The following is a 15964-nucleotide window of genomic DNA, read 5'->3' as shown; positions in this document are numbered from 1 at the left end:
TGAGTGCAACACACCACGATGACATGTCATCGATCTGTGTAGCGCCCCTCCGCAGGCTCATTTTTGCGCCTGCACGTGGTCTGCCTGTTGTGCGTGGGTAGGCTACAACCTCGGCGTCGCAGAGTGTGCGTTTCACTTGCGACGCCTTTTTTATGCGCTCATCCGAAAGAGATTTTCCCAAAAAACATATTGAGGCACTGACGCATGTTTAGATGTCTTGAGGTGAATCCGTTGTGTCGCAACTGGGCGAGGTCGAATGGGCTGTCATATCAAGTGAGAGACGAATCGATTGTTGAATTTTCGGTACTCTAAGGTACAGGCAAAATAATACCCCCGAAACGAAATGCCTCGGGGGTAACCCTGCCAGACTTGGTCCTCTTGATAGAGGGTGTCTGATGACGCCGCCCGATTGGTTCGGGCGTGCGCCTTATATGTGTGTGATGGTTGCTGCTTTATCTTGGCAGCGGACCGACCATCATGATCATTTGACGGCCTTCCATCTTTGGCATGCTTTCAACTTTACCAATCTCTTTCACGTCGACTGCAACGCGTTCCAAAAGCTGGCGACCCAAATCTTGGTGGGCCATTTCGCGGCCACGAAAGCGCAAAGTCACTTTAACTTTGTCGCCATTTTCCAAGAATTTCAACACGTTGCGCATTTTGACTTGGTAGTCATGTACATCTGTGCCTGGGCGGAATTTGACTTCCTTGATCTCAATGATCTTTTGTTTTTTGCGGGCTTCTGATTCACGTTTTTGTTGTTCGTATTTGAACTTACCAAAATCCATGATCTTACACACGGGCGGTGCAGCGTTTGGCGAAATCTCGACAAGGTCAAGTCCGGCTTGGGCTGCTAGATCCATCGCGCGTGCAGGCGTGACGACTCCGACGTTTTCACCCTCTGCTCCGATTAGGCGCACCTCTGGGCAACGAATGCGTTCATTCGTGCGGGGGCCTGTATCGCGTTGGGGCGGGGCATTGTGAGGTCTGCGGGCTATGATGAGCTCCTATAAGCTGTTCAAGGTATATGTGCGAAAAATAGGGTTTTTAAGCGCCGCTTACAACCTCAATTTCGGCAATGTTGCGCTTGTTTGTTATTAAGGGGAATTTTGACACTTTTGGCACCCTTTTCTTTGCAGATGCAGCATGCCATATGATGGTCGTATCAAAGAATTAACCTTAATTGGTGAGGACATAAAATGACGAAGCGTTTTGTTACTATAGCTGTTGCAACGGGTTTGGCCCTCAGCCTTGCTGCTTGTAAAGAAGAAGAAAAATCTGCTGAAGCGACATCCGCCGTTGTTGAATCTACAGAGCAAACAGCTGAAGCGGCTGACGATGCTGCGGGCTCTTTGCTTGACGCTGCTAAAGACGCAGCTGCGGATGCAACGGACGCCGTTGGAGATGCGGTAGAAGCCACTGGCGACGCAGCAGAAAACATGGCGTCTGACGCTGTTGAAGCCGTTGAAGATGCTGTCGATGGCGCAGCTGACATGGCATCTGACGCTGCCACAGCTGCAAAAGATATGGCGACTGATGTCGTTGACAGCGCGACCGACATGACAAATGACGCAGTAGACGGCGCGACTGAAATGGCGACTGACGCTACAGATGCAACTGCGGACGCAGCGATAGCGGTAAAAGAAACTGCTACGGATGCCGTTGAAAGCGCAAAAGAAATGGCGACTGACGCTGCAGATGCTGTAACTGAGACAACTGACGCAACAGACACAGCGATTGACGAGATGCCAGCCGTTTCCGAAGAAGAAGCAGCAGACATTTTGCAAGTCGAAGGCTTTGATTTGGAAAAAGCTAAAAACTTGATCGCAATGGCGCCTATCGACGATGCAGCAAAAGAAACTGTTTCGACAGCGCTTGAGCAAGCACAAAACAACCCAGTTTTGCTTGGTGCGGTTTTGGAAAAAGCCCGTACGCTTCTCGGCCTCTAAGCTGAATTAATATCGTAAAATGAAAGCCGCGTTGATATGCTCAACGCGGCTTTTTTTATGGAATTACGAGGTTGAACAGCCTTAAAACGTAAAAACCCCGCCACAAGGGCAGGGTTTTGGAACGTCACAATTTGTTGGTTACGTCAGTCAACAAAGGCTTTTTCAACGACATATTCTTTTGGCTCGGAATTGGCCCCTTCGCGCAGACCAAATCCATCCAGAATTGCCATAATGTCTTTGTTGAATGCCAAGTTTCCGCAGACCATACCGCGATCCGTATCAGGGTTTAGCGGTTCAACACCCAAATCTTCAAACACTTTGCCGGATGTCAAATTGTCTGTGACGCGGCCCATGTGGTGGAATTCTTCACGGGTCGTGGTTGGGTAGTAGCGCAGTTTACCTGCCTCGATTTCAGAAAGCATTTCGTCAGATTTGATATGCTCAACCAGCTTGCGCCCGTATTCCAATTCACCGACTTCGCGGCAGGTGTGCATCAAGATGATTTCATCAAATTTCTCATAGACATCAGGGTCGCGCATCAACGAGGCGAAAGGTGCTACGCCCGTGCCTGTCGCAAACATCCATAACCGTTTGCCGGGCAAGATTGCATCGGTGACCAAAGTGCCAACAGGTTTGGGGCGTAAGATAATTTCATCGCCAACTTTGATGTGCTGTAATTTCGATGTCAGCGGGCCGTCTTGAACCTTGATCGAATAAAATTCCATTTCCTCATCCCATGATGGGGAAGCGATGGAATAGGCGCGCAACAGTGGTTTTTGTTTGCCCGTTACTGGATCAGGATCATTCATCAAACCAATCATTACGAACTCGCCAGACCTAAACCGCAGCGTTTGAGGGCGCTCAACTTTGAACGAAAACAAGCGGTCTGTCCAATGGGTCACTTCCGTCACCTTGGCCGCGTTGGGCAAAGTTGGAACTGCTTTTGGTTTTTCTGTTACGGCGGTTTGGTCTGTCATATTGATCACTTTATGCCCAATTTCGGGCCCTTATACTGGGGCGTCACCCACATATCTTTGATTTAGGTCAGAGGAAAGGTCTCGCGGCCTTGGGTCTGACATTCTATTTGGCTTGCTGAAGCGGTGCTGTTCAGCTTGCTGTGGCGGGGCGGCGCACGCGGGCTTGGTAATCGTGGGCCTGCCAATCGGCACGCGCCAACCATTGTTCTTGCGGCTGACGGGTGGCCAATTCATCGGAAATGGATACTTCGTCAAACCCAGATCTCCGCGCCATGGCGTATTGATCGGCGATCACATGACCGTTTGCGCGCAGGCGGCCTGTAAAGCCAGAAAGTCGCAGTATCTTGGCCAAAGTAAATCCGCGCCCATCAGAAAAGGCTGGAAAATCAATGCGAATGGCTGCTGAGCCCGCATATTGTTTTAACGTGGCTGGGTCAGTGTCAGACGTCAAATCAAGCCATTCACCGATGAAATCGTCAGCAATAAAGCCACCGTCTTGTACAATCACGCTCATGCTGCGTCTCCTTTTTCGGCGTTTGTGTTTTGCTCTGGTACAGGAAGCGGGCCACGGACCATTTTACCATCCACAAAGTGAATGCCACATTCAATCTTTTCCTGACCGCGCCAGCGCCCGGCCCGTGGATCTTCGCCCTCTTTGACAGGCGATGTGCAGGGTGCACAGCCGATCGACGGATAGCCTTTTGCCACAAGCGGGTGACGGGGCAGGCGGTTGTTGATCATGTATTCTTTAACATCCTCTGGCGCCCAATGGGCCAAAGGATTGATTTTAATCCGTGTATCAAGCTCGTTCTCAAAGAAATCTAGCGTAGAGCGTGTGCCTGCCTGAAACCGTTTGCGCCCTGTGATCCACGCATCAAACCCGTCCATCGCCTGTTGCAGCGGCACGGTTTTGCGCAGATCACAACACGCATCTGTATCGCGTTGGTTCAACGTCCCATCAGGATCAATCTGTGCGACCCGCGCTGGGGCGGGTTGGATGCGACGCACATCACGCAGGTCAAGTTTGTCGATCAGCTCAAGTTGGTAATCGATGGTTTCTTGAAACAGCATTTGCGTGTCGATGAACACAACAGGCGTGTCTGGTTTCATCACCGACAGCATGTGTAGCAACACAACCGATTCCGCCCCAAAAGATGACACAAGCGCGATACGCCCAAGTTCAGCGTCGCGCAAAGCCAATTCCAAAATGGAGGTGGCAGAATGGTTCTTGTAACGCGTATTCAAGCGCGCCACACGATCATCCACCGTGCCGAATTGCTCTTTTAAAAGGGCAGCCTCATGCGGCATTGGCTTTTTCCTCTTTTGGGGGATAAAGCGCCTCTTTAAAGGGAGCCATGCCCAAACGTCGGTAGGCTTGCAAAAATGTTTCTTCGGCGTCCAAACGGGCGTTCAGATAGGCGTGAACCAACCGCTCAATCGCAGGGATTATTTCGTCATAGGCAAAACCGGGCCCCGTGCGATCACCGATCACAGTGGTTTCAGTGCCATCGCCACCAAGCGTGATTTGGTAGTTTTCAACGCCCGCACGATCCAAGCCCAAGATGCCGATGTGGCCCACATGGTGGTGACCACAGGCGTTGATGCAGCCTGAAATTTTGATCTTAAGCTGACCGATTTCGTGCTCAAGCTTCAACTCGTCAAAACGGGTTGCGATGCCTTGCGCCACGGGAATTGAGCGCGCCGTTGCCAGCGCACAGTAATCCATGCCGGGGCAGGCGATGATGTCAGATATAAGCCCTGCGTTTGCTGTGGCCAGATCGTTGCCTTTCAACACCGCGTGCAGCGCAGGCAGGTTGGATTTGTGCACATGTGGCAAGATCACGTTTTGCTCATGCGAGATGCGCAATTCGTCATGCCCATAGTCACGCGCAAGCTGCGCCATAGATCGCATTTGATCCGCAGACGCATCGCCCGGTGTGGCACCTGGTTTCTTCAAAGAGATTGTTACAATTGAATAATCTTCGTTCTTATGCGCTGCCAAATTGGTGTCGGCCCATGCGCGGAACACAGGATCATTTTCATAGGCGCGGGTGTAGGCATCTACGGGTTTGTTCGCAAAAATCGGTGCAACGAAGTGCTGCTCGATCTGCGCAAGCATTTCCATATCGATGCCGCCAAACGTAGGTTTGATTTGTGTAAAGCGCTCTTCAACACGCGCACGAATATCGTCGATACCATGCTCGTGCACAGTGATCTTGATCCGCGCTTTGTATTTATTATCGCGACGTCCCAAAAGGTTCCACACAGAAACGGTTGCCTCGATGTAGGGCAGCAGGTCCGCAAATGGCACGAACTCGTTCAACGTTTTACCAACCATTGGCGTACGGCCTAGACCACCACCAACGATGACTTCTGCGCCTTTCACACCGTTTTGTTCTTTCAAAACAACGCCAATATCATGGGCGCGCACAACAGCACGGTCATGGGATGCACCTGTGACCGCGACTTTAAATTTACGTGGCAGGAACTGAAACTCAGGATGATCTGTGGACCACTGGCGGATCAATTCGGCGACGGGACGTGGATCGTAAGCCTCGTCAGCGGCGGCACCGGCAAAGTGATCAGCGGTCACATTACGGATTGTGTTGCCTGATGTTTGGATCGCGTGCATGCCAACATCGGCCAGCGCCTCAAGGATCGCGGGCACATCTGGCAATTTAGGCCAGTTGTATTGAATGTTTTGGCGCGTGGTGAAGTGGCCATAACCTTTGTCAAATTTCTCGGCAATCAGCGCCAATTGATCCATTTGATCAGGGTTGATTGTGCCATAAGGGATCGCCACGCGCAGCATGTAGGCGTGCAATTGCAAGTAGAGCCCGTTCATCAAACGCAAGGGGCGGAATTCTTCTTCGGTCAGCGAGCCGTCGATGCGACGCGCCACTTGGCCAGAAAACTGTGCAACCCGCTCGCGGACAAAAGCTTCGTCGAAATCATTGTAAGTGTACATTTTAAAGCTCCGCCTGTTTGCCGTGATTGTGGTTTGATGGACCCGTGCGCCGGAAATCTTCGCGAAAATGCACTGGCTCGGGGCCGTTTTCACCCGCTACGGCGTCAACCAGATAGGCGCCGACGACAAAGCCGTCTTTGGATGCAAAGGCGAGGCGCTCTTCGGCTTGGTCTTGTTGGGAAAACAAAGCGGCATCGCATAAATCGCGCACCCATGTGTCTTGGGGCGACAGATAAATGACATCGCCCTCTAAAAGAGCGTTTGCGGTGACAATCTTGGGCGTAAAAGGACGGGCCATTGTGCGATCCAGACTTGTGAAATTTCTATCCTTAATTAGAACATTCTTCTCTAGATATGCTATGGGTTCAGGCGAATAAGGATGTTTGTTCCACGGCTGTGCCTGCACAGGGCAGTGGTTCCACAAATAAGGAGAAAACCGAAATGGCAGTCCAATTGGATGCGATGGACCGGAAAATCTTGGGCGAATTGCAAGTTGATGCAAGCCAGTCTTTGGACGAAATCGCTCGAAAAGTGGGGTCATCTAAGACTCCAGTGTGGAATCGCATCCGCAAAATGCGCGAAAACGGCGTGATCGGTCAGCAGACCGTGATCCTTGATCCTGAAGCTTTGGGCTTGGAAGCGTGTTTTTTCGTTTTGGTGAAAACCAACGCACATGAAGCGGATTGGCAGGAAAAATTCCTGCAAGTGCTCAAGCGCCGCCCCGAGGTTTTAGAAGCGCACCGTTTGGCGGGGGAAATCGACTATATTTTGAAGGTGCGCGTCACCAATGCGCGGGCCTATGATGCGTTTTACCAAGCGCTGATCAAAGAGGTGAACATCTACAACGTGACGGCGTTGCTTTCGATGCAAGAGATCAAATCAACCACAGAACTACCGCTTTAGCGGGCCTGATGGGGGCTTAAATTGTATGTGCGCGCCCGCATTTGGACACGCACCAAATAGGAAAAGAGACAAAATTTGTGCCTGCATTCTTTAGGAATTACGCGTTTTGGTGAACAGGCCTGCATCGCGTGCCGCCATGCGTAAGGCATTGGATTTGTTTACGGTTTCTTCATACTCAAGTTGCGGATCGCTGTCATAAACAACACCACCACCGGCTTGGATATAGAGCTTTTTATCCTTCAAAACCCCTGTCCGCAGCGCGATGCAGATGTCCATATCGCCTCCAGCAGAAAAATACCCTACGCCGCCGCCATAGACGCCGCGTTTTTCAGGTTCAAGCTCGTCAATGATTTCCATAGCACGAACTTTTGGCGCACCAGATACTGTGCCAGCGGGCAGGCCAGCCAGCAAAGCAGACAGCGCGTCGTGATCTTCTGACAACTCGCCAACAACGTTTGACACGATGTGCATGACGTGACTGTAGCGTTCGATGGTGAATTCTTCTGTCGGGCGCACTGTGCCGATTTTTGACACTTTACCCGTGTCATTTCGGCCCAGATCAAGCAGCATCAAATGCTCTGCCAGCTCTTTTTTATCGGCGAGTAAATCCAGCTCAAGCGCTTTGTCTTCTTCTGGTGTCGCCCCGCGTTTACGGGTGCCTGCGATTGGACGAATGGTGACTGTGCTGTCTTTGACTTGCACCAAAATCTCAGGGCTTGCCCCGATAATTTGAAACCCGCCAAAGTTAAAAAAGAACATGTAAGGCGACGGGTTGGTGCGACGCAAAGAACGGTACAAAGCAAAAGGCGGCAATGGAAAATCTTGGGTCCACCGCTGCGCTGGGACAACTTGGAAAATGTCCCCAGCTTTGATGTACTCTTTCGCCTTTTGAACGGCTTGTTTGTATCCATCATGGGTAAAGTTTGAAACGGGATCTGGTGCTTCATAGCTTTCCCCCAAATCATGCGAGGTGCCTTCAGGGGCGCGTTCTAGATCGCGCAGCGAATCCATCACCCGTTCCGCAGCTTGGGCATAAGCGGCCCGCGAAGACAGACCAGATTGCGCCCAAGCGGGGGACACAACGGTGACTTCGCCTTTAACGCCGTCAAGCACGGCCACAACTGTGGGGCGCATCATGATCGCATCAGGAGTGCCAATTGGGTCTGGATTTACGTTGGGCAAATGTTCCACAAGGCGGATCATGTCGTAGCCCAAATAGCCAAACAGCCCAGCCGATGGAGAGGGCAGCTCTGTCGGCAGATCGATTTTGCTTTCACTGATCAGCGCGCGAAGCGAGGTCAAAGGATCTGCGGCTTCGGGCACAAACGCATCAGGATCAAAGCGCGCATCGCGGTTGATTTGCGCACGGGTGCCGTCGCATTTCCACACCAGATCGGGTTTCATGCCGATGATGGAATGACGCCCCCGCACTTCGCCGCCTGTGACAGATTCTAGAATAAAACTGTCGGTGCGCGCGCCCGCAAGTTTGAGCATGATCGAGACAGGCGTGTCCAAATCAGCCGCCACTTTGGCATAAACCACTTGGTTTTCACCTGCGGAATAGGCGGCGTCAAAGGCCTCAAACGAAGGAATAATTTTTGCCATTTGAAGGGCCTTTTACGTTATGCGCGTGCTTTACGGCAGTTGAGCATGGACTGCGTCCACTGCCGTTTGGTTGATTGAAATGCCTTCGCGGGTGCGCAGAGCGCTGGAAAAGGCAGCAACCACATCTTGGGCTGCACTTTGCGCTGCAGAGGCGATGTAGCTGTCGGCGATGGCTGTGTTGTCTGCGGTGTCCTCAGGGGGCAGCACGTCGTCGATGCGCGCGATAACCACGCGGCCTTGGCCCTCAATCAGCGTTGTTGCGCCTTTGGCCAAACCCGGTGCAAACACGGTGTCGATAAAGCCGTCTGGCATGGTGGAAATGTAATCCTGACGTGTGATCGCATCAAAGGTTTCTACCGGCAAACCCAAATCTGCAAGCGCGGTGCCCGAAGCCACTTGGCTTTCCAAATCTTGCGCACGGACAAGCATCTGACGTGTCGTCTCTGCAATTTCCCAATCGGCCACAACTTGATTACGCACATCGTCCAGCGGGCGGAGCGTTGCGGGTGTGATCGAATCTAGACGCATTGCAAAAATAGCGCCATCTGACAGTTGAATGATTTCAGGGAAGTCATCCAGTTGCGCAGCTTTGATTGCATCAATGAAGTCAGAATAAGACGCAATTCCGTCTTCTGAGGCGGGCGTCCAATTCAAAGTTTCAAGTTCCAACCGCGTTTCTGATGCGACTTCTTCGAGTGTCGCGCCTGAGGCCAAAAGATCATCAAGGTTCTCAATCATATCCCCAATTTCGCGGCGTGCGGCATCGGCGGCCATTTCGATAGAAAGGTCAGCGCGGGCATCTTCAAAAGAAATCTCAGATGCTTCCAAAATGCCGTTGACGCGAAACAGGGCAGGGCCCAAATCGGTGTTGATCGGCTCAGACACACCGGACGCGTCTAGCGCGAAAATAGCATCGCCCGCAGCGCCCAGATCAGCGCGGGATACATCGCCCATATCGGCATCAACGATATCAAGGCCACGTGCCGTGATTTCATCTTCGAATGTGGTTTCGCCAGAGGCCAAGCGCGCAGCGGCTGCGTCGGCTTCTTCGGTTGTTCCAAATACGAGGCGCTCGACAAGGCGGCGCTCGGATTGGACGAATTGTGAAATATTGTCGTCATAAAGTTGGCGCAGGCTGGCCTCGTCCAAATCCACCTCATCCGCGATCATTTCCGGTGTGACCCAAACATAGGTGACATCGCGGGTTTCTGGCGTTGTGTAGGTGTCTGGCGCGGCATCATATTGCGCTTTGATATCGGCCTCTGTGGGTACAGGAATGCCTGTCAGCAATGCGTCTTGGCCCATGATCGCGACCGAAATCGTACGACGTTCGCCGATCCATTCCACAACCACATCACCGTAAACCGCTGGCATGGTGATGCCCGTGGTTAAAGCGCCCTGAAGCAAGGCCCGTGACAAGTCTTCGCGTAGGCTTTGTTCAAACTTGGTCGGATTTTCGCCAACACGGTTGAGCGCGGCTTTATAGGCGTCAGGATCAAACTTTCCGTCCAAGCCTTGAAACCCTTGGATGGACAAAAGCTGTTCACGCACCGCAGTGTCACCAACCGACAGGCCCAGACGCGCTGTTTCGCCGTCCAGTGCAGCTTGGCTGAACAATTGTCCCAAGACGCGGGCAGGGATGCCAATTTGCGAGGCTTGTTCGATCGACATTTGTTGACCGATTTGCTGTTCAAACCGCGTCACTTCGTTGGTCAAAGCGTTGGCGTAGGTGTTGACGTCGATCTCGCGATCACCAACCGACCCGACATTACTTACAGTCCCACCAAAATTGGCTGTCCCAAATCCGCCGAGACCTACGATCAAAAGACCGAGAATACCCCAGACCACGATTTTTTTGCCAGAACTGTTGCGTGCCATATTAAGCCATCTCCCATCAAACTGCGAAATACCTAGGGGGTTCGGCGGCGGCTCGCAAGGCAGTTCACACCTGATTAAGGCTCAATATGGGCCAGACGATCAAAAAGCTGAGAGATTTGCGTCGGATCGGCGTTGGCAAAGGCAATGCGCAGTTGTTTTTCGCCAGCCTTTTGGCCTTTGGGCATAAACATAGTGCCAGGTAACAAGAGAATGGATGCATTTTTGACCAACCAAGGGGCCAGTTGCGATGATGGCATCTCGAAAGGGTGCTCAACATAGGCAAAATAGGCTCCACAGCCCAACAACCGCCAGCCTTTGTCTGCCAGTTTGGCGAATCCTTGGGTGATTGCGGCGCGGCGCTTCAAAATTTCATCGCGTTCCCCTGCTACCCATTCTGTTAGGTTTTGCATCCCCCAAAGAGCGGCTTTTTGGGCCAGTTGATTGGGGCAAATGGTGACGGTGTCCAGATACTTTTCAACATGTTTCAGGCGCGCAGGCGAGGCAACGATCGCCCCAACGCGATGTCCAGTCATCCGGTAGGTTTTGGAAAATGAATACAGCTGGATCACGGTGTCGCGCCAAGCAGTTTGTTGAAACAAATAATGCGGCACGCCAGAGCGGGCATCGAAATCGCGATAGGTTTCATCAATGACCAAAGCAATACCTCGCGCTTTGGCAAGAGCGTAAAACTGCGTGACAAGTTCGGCAGGGTATTCCACGCCGCCCGGATTGTTGGGCGACACCAAAACGATAGCGCGGGTGCGCGGGGTGATCAGACGCGCTGCAGATTCCAAATTTGGTAGCAAATCTGATCCCGTGGCCAAAGGCACTGCCTTTACATCATTCATATCCGCCCACATTTTATGGTTGAAATACCATGGGGTTGGCAAAATGATCTCGTCGCCAGATGCGCATAGAGTCGCCATCACGGATGTGAACGCTTGATTGCACCCCGAAGTGATCGCGACATCACTGGGAAAAATATCACCATGATAGGATGATCGCCACTGTGCTGCGATTTCACTGCGCAACTCTGGCAAGCCCAACACTGGTCCGTAGAGATGCGCGCTGTCATCCTCAATGGCAATGCGGGCCATTTCGCGGCGCAGTTCTAGCGGGGGTGCAAGGGCTGGGGCGGCTTGTGAGACGTTGATCAACGGTCTGTCCGCCGGAAACTCGATCCCTTCAAGCCACGATGTTGCATCCATAATAGGGGGAGACTGCGTGGTTTTTATGGTGGGGGACAAAGGGATGGGGGATTCTGTTGACATTGAAGGTTCCTTGAGCGGCGCGTTTGTGGGTTACTTTTCATTTAGGGGCAGCGGTTGTTCAGTTCAATCTATGAGGGGCAAAAATGAAAAAGGCACAGATATCGTTTGCGCTGTGCTGCTTTTCGTGGCGACAACTTAAAGTTGTGTCGCATTTTTGCTCACCTGACATTTTGCGTCATCCCGTTTGCGTGAGATGTGGTTTTTTTTACTCCCTGTATATCCTCATACGACAGACTTTAAATGTGGAGGCAGATTATGTGTATCGCCTTCAAACAATGAATAATATGGTTTGTATGAGGTGCAAAATGCTGGTCGTTCAGCTGGTCTTGAAATTGGAACATGCCTTGGGTCTTGCGCAGATGCGTGATGTCGAGGCGATGGAATGTATATTGGAAGAGGTGCGAGATGCTTCTTACGATTTGGTGTTAAAGCAGAGTGCTTTTATGATCCGAACGGCGTGCTCGGCCGTGGAACATGTCGCCAGTTCGTTTGATCCGATTTCCAGCAGTCAGACCGCGCTTGTTGCGCTGCAACGGGTCAAAGAAACATTTACATCCGGTACCGAAGGTTTGAACGCTGCCTAACTGGACGTGTTGGCGCGGCGTATCTGAATGGCTGTAGGTCATAAAAAAACGCCCCAGTGGAGCGTTTTAAGATCGAATGAGGTGCGCAATAAAAGGCGGTCTTTCGACTAGGTCTATGTGCAATCAATCTTTGCCGCGGTATGGCTGCACATATTGCAACGCCATGTCCCATGGGAAAAAGATCCACGTGTCTTGTGACACTTCGGTGATAAAGGTGTCCACTTGTGGGCGTCCTTGGGGTTTGGCGTAAACCGTTGCGAAATGCGCGTTTGGATAGAGATCACGTACCAATTCAAGCGTTTTTCCACTGTCGACCAGATCATCGATCACCAAAATTCCGGTGCCATCACCCATCATCTCGGCGTCGGGAGATTTCAAAATCGAAGCAGTGGTTTGATCTTGGTGATCATAGGATTTGACCGAAATCGTATCCACAGTGCGAATGTCCAATTCGCGGGCGATGATCATCGCAGGGGCCATGCCGCCGCGCGTGATCGCCACAACGGCGCGCCATGCCCCGCCGTCAGGGCCTTTCCCGTCCAGACGCCATGCCAAAGCGCGGCTATCGCGGTGAATTTGATCCCAAGAGATGTGAAATCCTTTTTCATGGGGCAGGCGGTCTGTCATATGTCAATCTTTCGTTTGATGCCGCTAACCTGCGGCAATCTTCAATCCAAAAAGGACAATCATGCCACCAAGGGCGCGATCGGTCCAGAGTTTGGCGCGGGTATACATGTCACGCGCCTTTTTGCGTGAAAAAACTGCAGCTACAAACAAATACCACATAGATTCGTTAAAAAAGACGAAAAATAGCAAAAGCGCACGTAGGGTCATGGGGGTATCTGGTGGAATAAGCCCTGCAAACACGGCGCCAAAGAAAATGGCGGGCTTTGGGTTGGCCAACTGCGTCATCAATCCAAGGCGCAGGGCGCTGATCATGGAACGCGGTGTATCAAGCGCGCTTGCTTGGGGCATAGGGTCGGGGGCATGGCGGATGGTTTTATATCCGATCCAGATCAAAAACAGCCCGCCTGCAATTTTGAACCCAAGATAGGCTTTGGGCATCACTTCAAACACAATCGCAAGGCCAAACAGTGCGGCCATCGCCCAGATCAACGCCCCAAGCCCAAAGGCCACAGCAAGACCCGCAGCGGGGCGAAATCCCTCTGATGCGGCAGTGCGTACCGACACGACAAATGAAGGGCCAGGCGACATCGCGGCCACGAAATGCAGTGCAAGAATGGATAAAAAGACAGTCGCAGACATGGGGTGCCCTTTATGTTTTAAGCACTGTGCCTGTGCTGAGGTCGAGAATATCTAGTCGATCTAGCGCAAAACGGAGGCCGCAGCCCCCGTTTATCACTGTTATAAACAGATCGCGTTCGGATGATGCCGCAAAGATTAGCCTTTGGTGATGTCCGGCGCGTCGACGGCTTTCATGCCAACAACGTGGTAGCCTGCATCAACGTGGTGTGTTTCGCCTGTAACGCCTGCGCTGAGATCAGACAAAAGATACAAAGCAGAGCCGCCCACGTCATCAATGGTCACATTGCGACGCAGTGGTGAGTTGTATTCGTTCCATTTCATAATGTAGCGGAAATCGCCAATGCCAGAGGCCGCGAGCGTTTTGATTGGACCTGCAGAAATCGAGTTGACGCGAATGCCGTCTTTGCCCAAATCTTCAGCCAAATAACGCACGGACGCTTCCAAAGCGGCTTTTGCAACACCCATGACATTATAATGCGGCATAACGCGCTCGGCACCATAGTATGTCATGGTCAACATAGACCCGCCCTCTGTCATCAACTTGGCAGCGCGTTGCGCCACAGCGGTGAACGAGTAGACGGAAATGTCCATGGTCATGTTAAAGTTGTCGCGCGTGGTGTCGACATACCGCCCACGCAATTCGCCTTTGTCAGAGAACCCGATGGCATGCACGATAAAGTCGATCTTGCCCCAACGCTCTTCTATTTGTGAAAAAAGTGCATCTACAGAGGCACCATCAGACACATCGCAAGGCACCACAAAGTCAGAGCCTAGTTTTTCAGCCAACGGGTCCACACGCTTTTTCAGCTGCTCCCCTTGGTAGGAAAAACAAAGCTCAGCGCCATGTTCCGCCAGAGCTTTGGCAATGCCCCAAGCGATTGATTTGTCATTGGCAAGGCCCATAATAAGGCCGCGCTTGCCGTCCATAAGTTTTGTCATGGTCGGTTCTCCCACCGATAAACTACGTTGTGTATAGGCTTTATGCGGTTTGCGAAGGTCTATCAAGTCTCGGGTGCTTGCCCGCGGGTTCATCTTTATACGCGTCTTTATATACGGCCATATATATAATGGGACGATCCGCCGTGTTGTACGCCCGTGCGACTGGCCCTTGTTGGATGTAAACCCACGCGGTATTCCAAACACACAACATAAAGGAGTGCAGCGCATGAGTGTCAAACGTAGTGGTATTTTCAAAGGCGATAATCCCTTTGAAATCGCGCGCAATTGGTTGACCGAGGCTGAGGCCTCAGAGGTGAACGACCCAAATGCCATCGCTTTGTCGACTGTTGATCCTGATGGCATGCCCAATGCGCGCATGGTGTTGCTTAAAGCAATCGAAGACGATGCCTTTGTGTTTTTCACCAATTATGAAAGCGCCAAAGCTGTAGAAATTGAATCTGCAGGCAAAGCAGCCTTTGTGATGCATTGGAAAAGTTTACAACGGCAGGTGCGAGTGCGTGGCAAGGTCGTGCGTGAAACAGCTGAGGCATCGGATGCGTATTATGCTTCGCGTGCTTTGGGCAGTCGCATTGGGGCTTGGGCGTCCAAGCAATCTCAGCCGCTGACATCCAAAATGGCCTTGATGGAAAGTGTCGCAAAAGAAGGCGTCAAACATGGCACAAGCCCTAAGCGCCCGCCTTTTTGGGGCGGATATCGAATTGTGCCAACCGAAATTGAATTCTGGGCCGCTGGAGAGTTCCGTTTGCATGATCGATTCAGGTGGACGCGATCGACTGAGTTGGACATTTGGACGGTTGTACGCTTAAATCCCTAGCTTTACGTAGGGTAAACTTTTAATATTCTTGAAAAGACATGTGTGCATCCCTTGATCCTGAGCGAAGTTTGACGCACTTTGCTCCTCGGGATGAGGGGCTCGTGCCCCAATTGATTGATGTGCGTATTTTGCGCCCTCAAAAGAGATGGGAAATATGGACGAAAAAAATTTAGTAAGAACTGTGACCGGACAGATAAAATGGTTCGATCCGGCGCGAGGGTTTGGATTCGTCGTTTCTGATGAGGGGGGGCCTGATATTCTTTTGCACGCCAATGTCCTGCGGGTCTTTGGTCAAAGTACTGTGGCCGATGCAGCAGGCATTAGCTTAACAATTCAAGAAACAGATCGCGGGATTCAGGCTGTCGAAGTTTTGTCGATAGAACCTCCGGCAATATCAGTCGGACCACCTTTAGAGGATCTTGAACATTTAGAAGATGCAGATCTGAATACGCCGCTTGAACCCGCACGGGTCAAATGGTTCGATAAAGGCAAAGGATTCGGGTTCGCCAATGTGTTTGGCAGCGGTGAAGATATTTTTGTGCATGTCGAAGTGTTAAGGCGATCTGGGCTGGCAGACCTTATGCCGGGCGAGGCCGTTGCCTTGCGCGTGATTGATGGGCGCAGAGGGCGTATGGCCGCACAAGTGATTGCTTGGGATGTGGCTGCGCGCACTGCAGATAATCAGATTGAAGTCGAACCTGAGGTGGATGATGCCACGATATTGCAAACAAACAACGCTTGAACGCGGTAAGATTTCAAGGGCCGCACATTGTGTGGCCCTTTTCATTG

General features: G+C 51.8%; 17 protein-coding genes. 5 read left to right on the top strand and 12 right to left on the bottom strand.

All coding sequences use genetic code 11. From position 1 onward, the window contains the following. Positions 1-452: 452 nt before the first annotated feature. Positions 453-998: a translation initiation factor IF-3 gene (infC, locus tag BM025_RS10870; RefSeq protein ID WP_085849614.1), complete on the bottom strand. Its 546-nt coding sequence runs from the start codon at positions 996-998 to the stop codon at positions 453-455. 201 nt (positions 999-1199) lie between these two features. Between infC and BM025_RS18935 the strand changes: the two genes are divergently transcribed. Further along, positions 1200-1949: a translation initiation factor 3 gene (locus BM025_RS18935; RefSeq protein WP_139204563.1), complete on the top strand. Its 750-nt coding sequence runs from the start codon at positions 1200-1202 to the stop codon at positions 1947-1949. Between the two features lie 143 nt (positions 1950-2092). Here BM025_RS18935 and BM025_RS10860 read toward each other — a convergent pair whose 3' ends face one another. The 5 genes from BM025_RS10860 to BM025_RS10840 form a co-directional block, all read right to left on the bottom strand. Then, positions 2093-2926 carry a ferredoxin--NADP reductase gene (locus tag BM025_RS10860; RefSeq protein WP_085849613.1) on the bottom strand — a complete coding sequence of 278 codons (834 nt, stop codon included), beginning with the start codon at positions 2924-2926 and terminating at the stop codon, positions 2093-2095. 130 nt (positions 2927-3056) lie between these two features. Beyond that, the gene (locus tag BM025_RS10855) at positions 3057-3440 is read right to left on the bottom strand and encodes a DUF934 domain-containing protein (protein WP_085849612.1); all 384 of its coding nucleotides are present in this window, start codon (positions 3438-3440) and stop codon (positions 3057-3059) included. After that, on the bottom strand, positions 3437-4234 hold the full coding sequence (locus BM025_RS10850; protein ID WP_085849611.1) for a phosphoadenylyl-sulfate reductase: 798 nt from the start codon (positions 4232-4234) through the stop codon (positions 3437-3439). The genes BM025_RS10855 and BM025_RS10850 overlap by 4 nt, the downstream gene beginning before the upstream one ends. Beyond that, on the bottom strand, positions 4224-5894 hold the full coding sequence (locus tag BM025_RS10845; protein ID WP_085849610.1) for a nitrite/sulfite reductase: 1671 nt from the start codon (positions 5892-5894) through the stop codon (positions 4224-4226). Before BM025_RS10845 ends, BM025_RS10850 begins: the two co-directional genes overlap by 11 nt. 1 nt (position 5895) lies before the next feature. After that, positions 5896-6192 (bottom strand): DUF2849 domain-containing protein, encoded by a 297-nt coding sequence (locus tag BM025_RS10840; protein ID WP_085849609.1) that lies wholly within the window; start codon positions 6190-6192, stop codon positions 5896-5898. A 143-nt stretch (positions 6193-6335) separates the two neighbouring features. On the opposite strand from BM025_RS10840, the gene BM025_RS10835 reads away from it, so the two are divergent. Next, positions 6336-6797 (top strand): Lrp/AsnC family transcriptional regulator, encoded by a 462-nt coding sequence (locus BM025_RS10835; protein ID WP_085849608.1) that lies wholly within the window; start codon positions 6336-6338, stop codon positions 6795-6797. Between the two features lie 90 nt (positions 6798-6887). Here the strand turns inward: BM025_RS10835 and trpE are convergent, their stop codons facing one another. The 3 genes from trpE to BM025_RS10820 all read right to left on the bottom strand — a co-directional run bounded on the left by trpE (position 6888) and on the right by BM025_RS10820 (position 11551). Continuing rightward, positions 6888-8402 carry an anthranilate synthase component I gene (gene trpE, locus BM025_RS10830; RefSeq protein ID WP_085849607.1) on the bottom strand — a complete coding sequence of 505 codons (1515 nt, stop codon included), beginning with the start codon at positions 8400-8402 and terminating at the stop codon, positions 6888-6890. A 30-nt stretch (positions 8403-8432) separates the two neighbouring features. Continuing rightward, the gene (locus tag BM025_RS10825) at positions 8433-10280 is read right to left on the bottom strand and encodes a peptidyl-prolyl cis-trans isomerase (RefSeq protein WP_085849606.1); all 1848 of its coding nucleotides are present in this window, start codon (positions 10278-10280) and stop codon (positions 8433-8435) included. 74 nt (positions 10281-10354) lie between these two features. Continuing rightward, a complete protein-coding gene (locus tag BM025_RS10820; RefSeq protein WP_085849605.1) occupies positions 10355-11551 on the bottom strand; it encodes an aminotransferase in 1197 nt (398 codons plus the stop codon). Positions 11552-11856: 305 nt separating this feature from the next. Between BM025_RS10820 and BM025_RS10815 the strand changes: the two genes are divergently transcribed. Beyond that, entirely contained in the window at positions 11857-12135 is a 279-nt protein-coding gene (locus BM025_RS10815) for a hypothetical protein (protein ID WP_085849604.1), read from the top strand. A 123-nt stretch (positions 12136-12258) separates the two neighbouring features. On the opposite strand, the gene gpt is transcribed toward BM025_RS10815, so the two are convergent. The 3 genes from gpt to fabI all read right to left on the bottom strand — a co-directional run bounded on the left by gpt (position 12259) and on the right by fabI (position 14340). Further along, entirely contained in the window at positions 12259-12762 is a 504-nt protein-coding gene (gene gpt / locus BM025_RS10810) for a xanthine phosphoribosyltransferase (RefSeq protein WP_085849603.1), read from the bottom strand. Positions 12763-12786: 24 nt separating this feature from the next. After that, entirely contained in the window at positions 12787-13401 is a 615-nt protein-coding gene (locus BM025_RS10805) for a LysE family translocator (protein WP_085849602.1), read from the bottom strand. Positions 13402-13536: 135 nt separating this feature from the next. Next, entirely contained in the window at positions 13537-14340 is an 804-nt protein-coding gene (fabI, locus tag BM025_RS10800; protein ID WP_085849637.1) for an enoyl-ACP reductase FabI, read from the bottom strand. Positions 14341-14566: 226 nt separating this feature from the next. On the opposite strand from fabI, the gene pdxH reads away from it, so the two are divergent. Then, on the top strand, positions 14567-15175 hold the full coding sequence (gene pdxH / locus BM025_RS10795) for a pyridoxamine 5'-phosphate oxidase (RefSeq protein WP_085849601.1): 609 nt from the start codon (positions 14567-14569) through the stop codon (positions 15173-15175). Positions 15176-15329: 154 nt separating this feature from the next. Next, on the top strand, positions 15330-15917 hold the full coding sequence (locus tag BM025_RS10790; RefSeq protein WP_085849600.1) for a cold-shock protein: 588 nt from the start codon (positions 15330-15332) through the stop codon (positions 15915-15917). Positions 15918-15964: the final 47 nt, after the last annotated feature.

The sequence above is a fragment of the Pacificibacter marinus genome, assembly GCF_900109555.1.
Classification (GTDB): domain Bacteria; phylum Pseudomonadota; class Alphaproteobacteria; order Rhodobacterales; family Rhodobacteraceae; genus Celeribacter; species Celeribacter marinus_C.
This window is presented reverse-complemented; position numbering and strand designations above follow the sequence as displayed.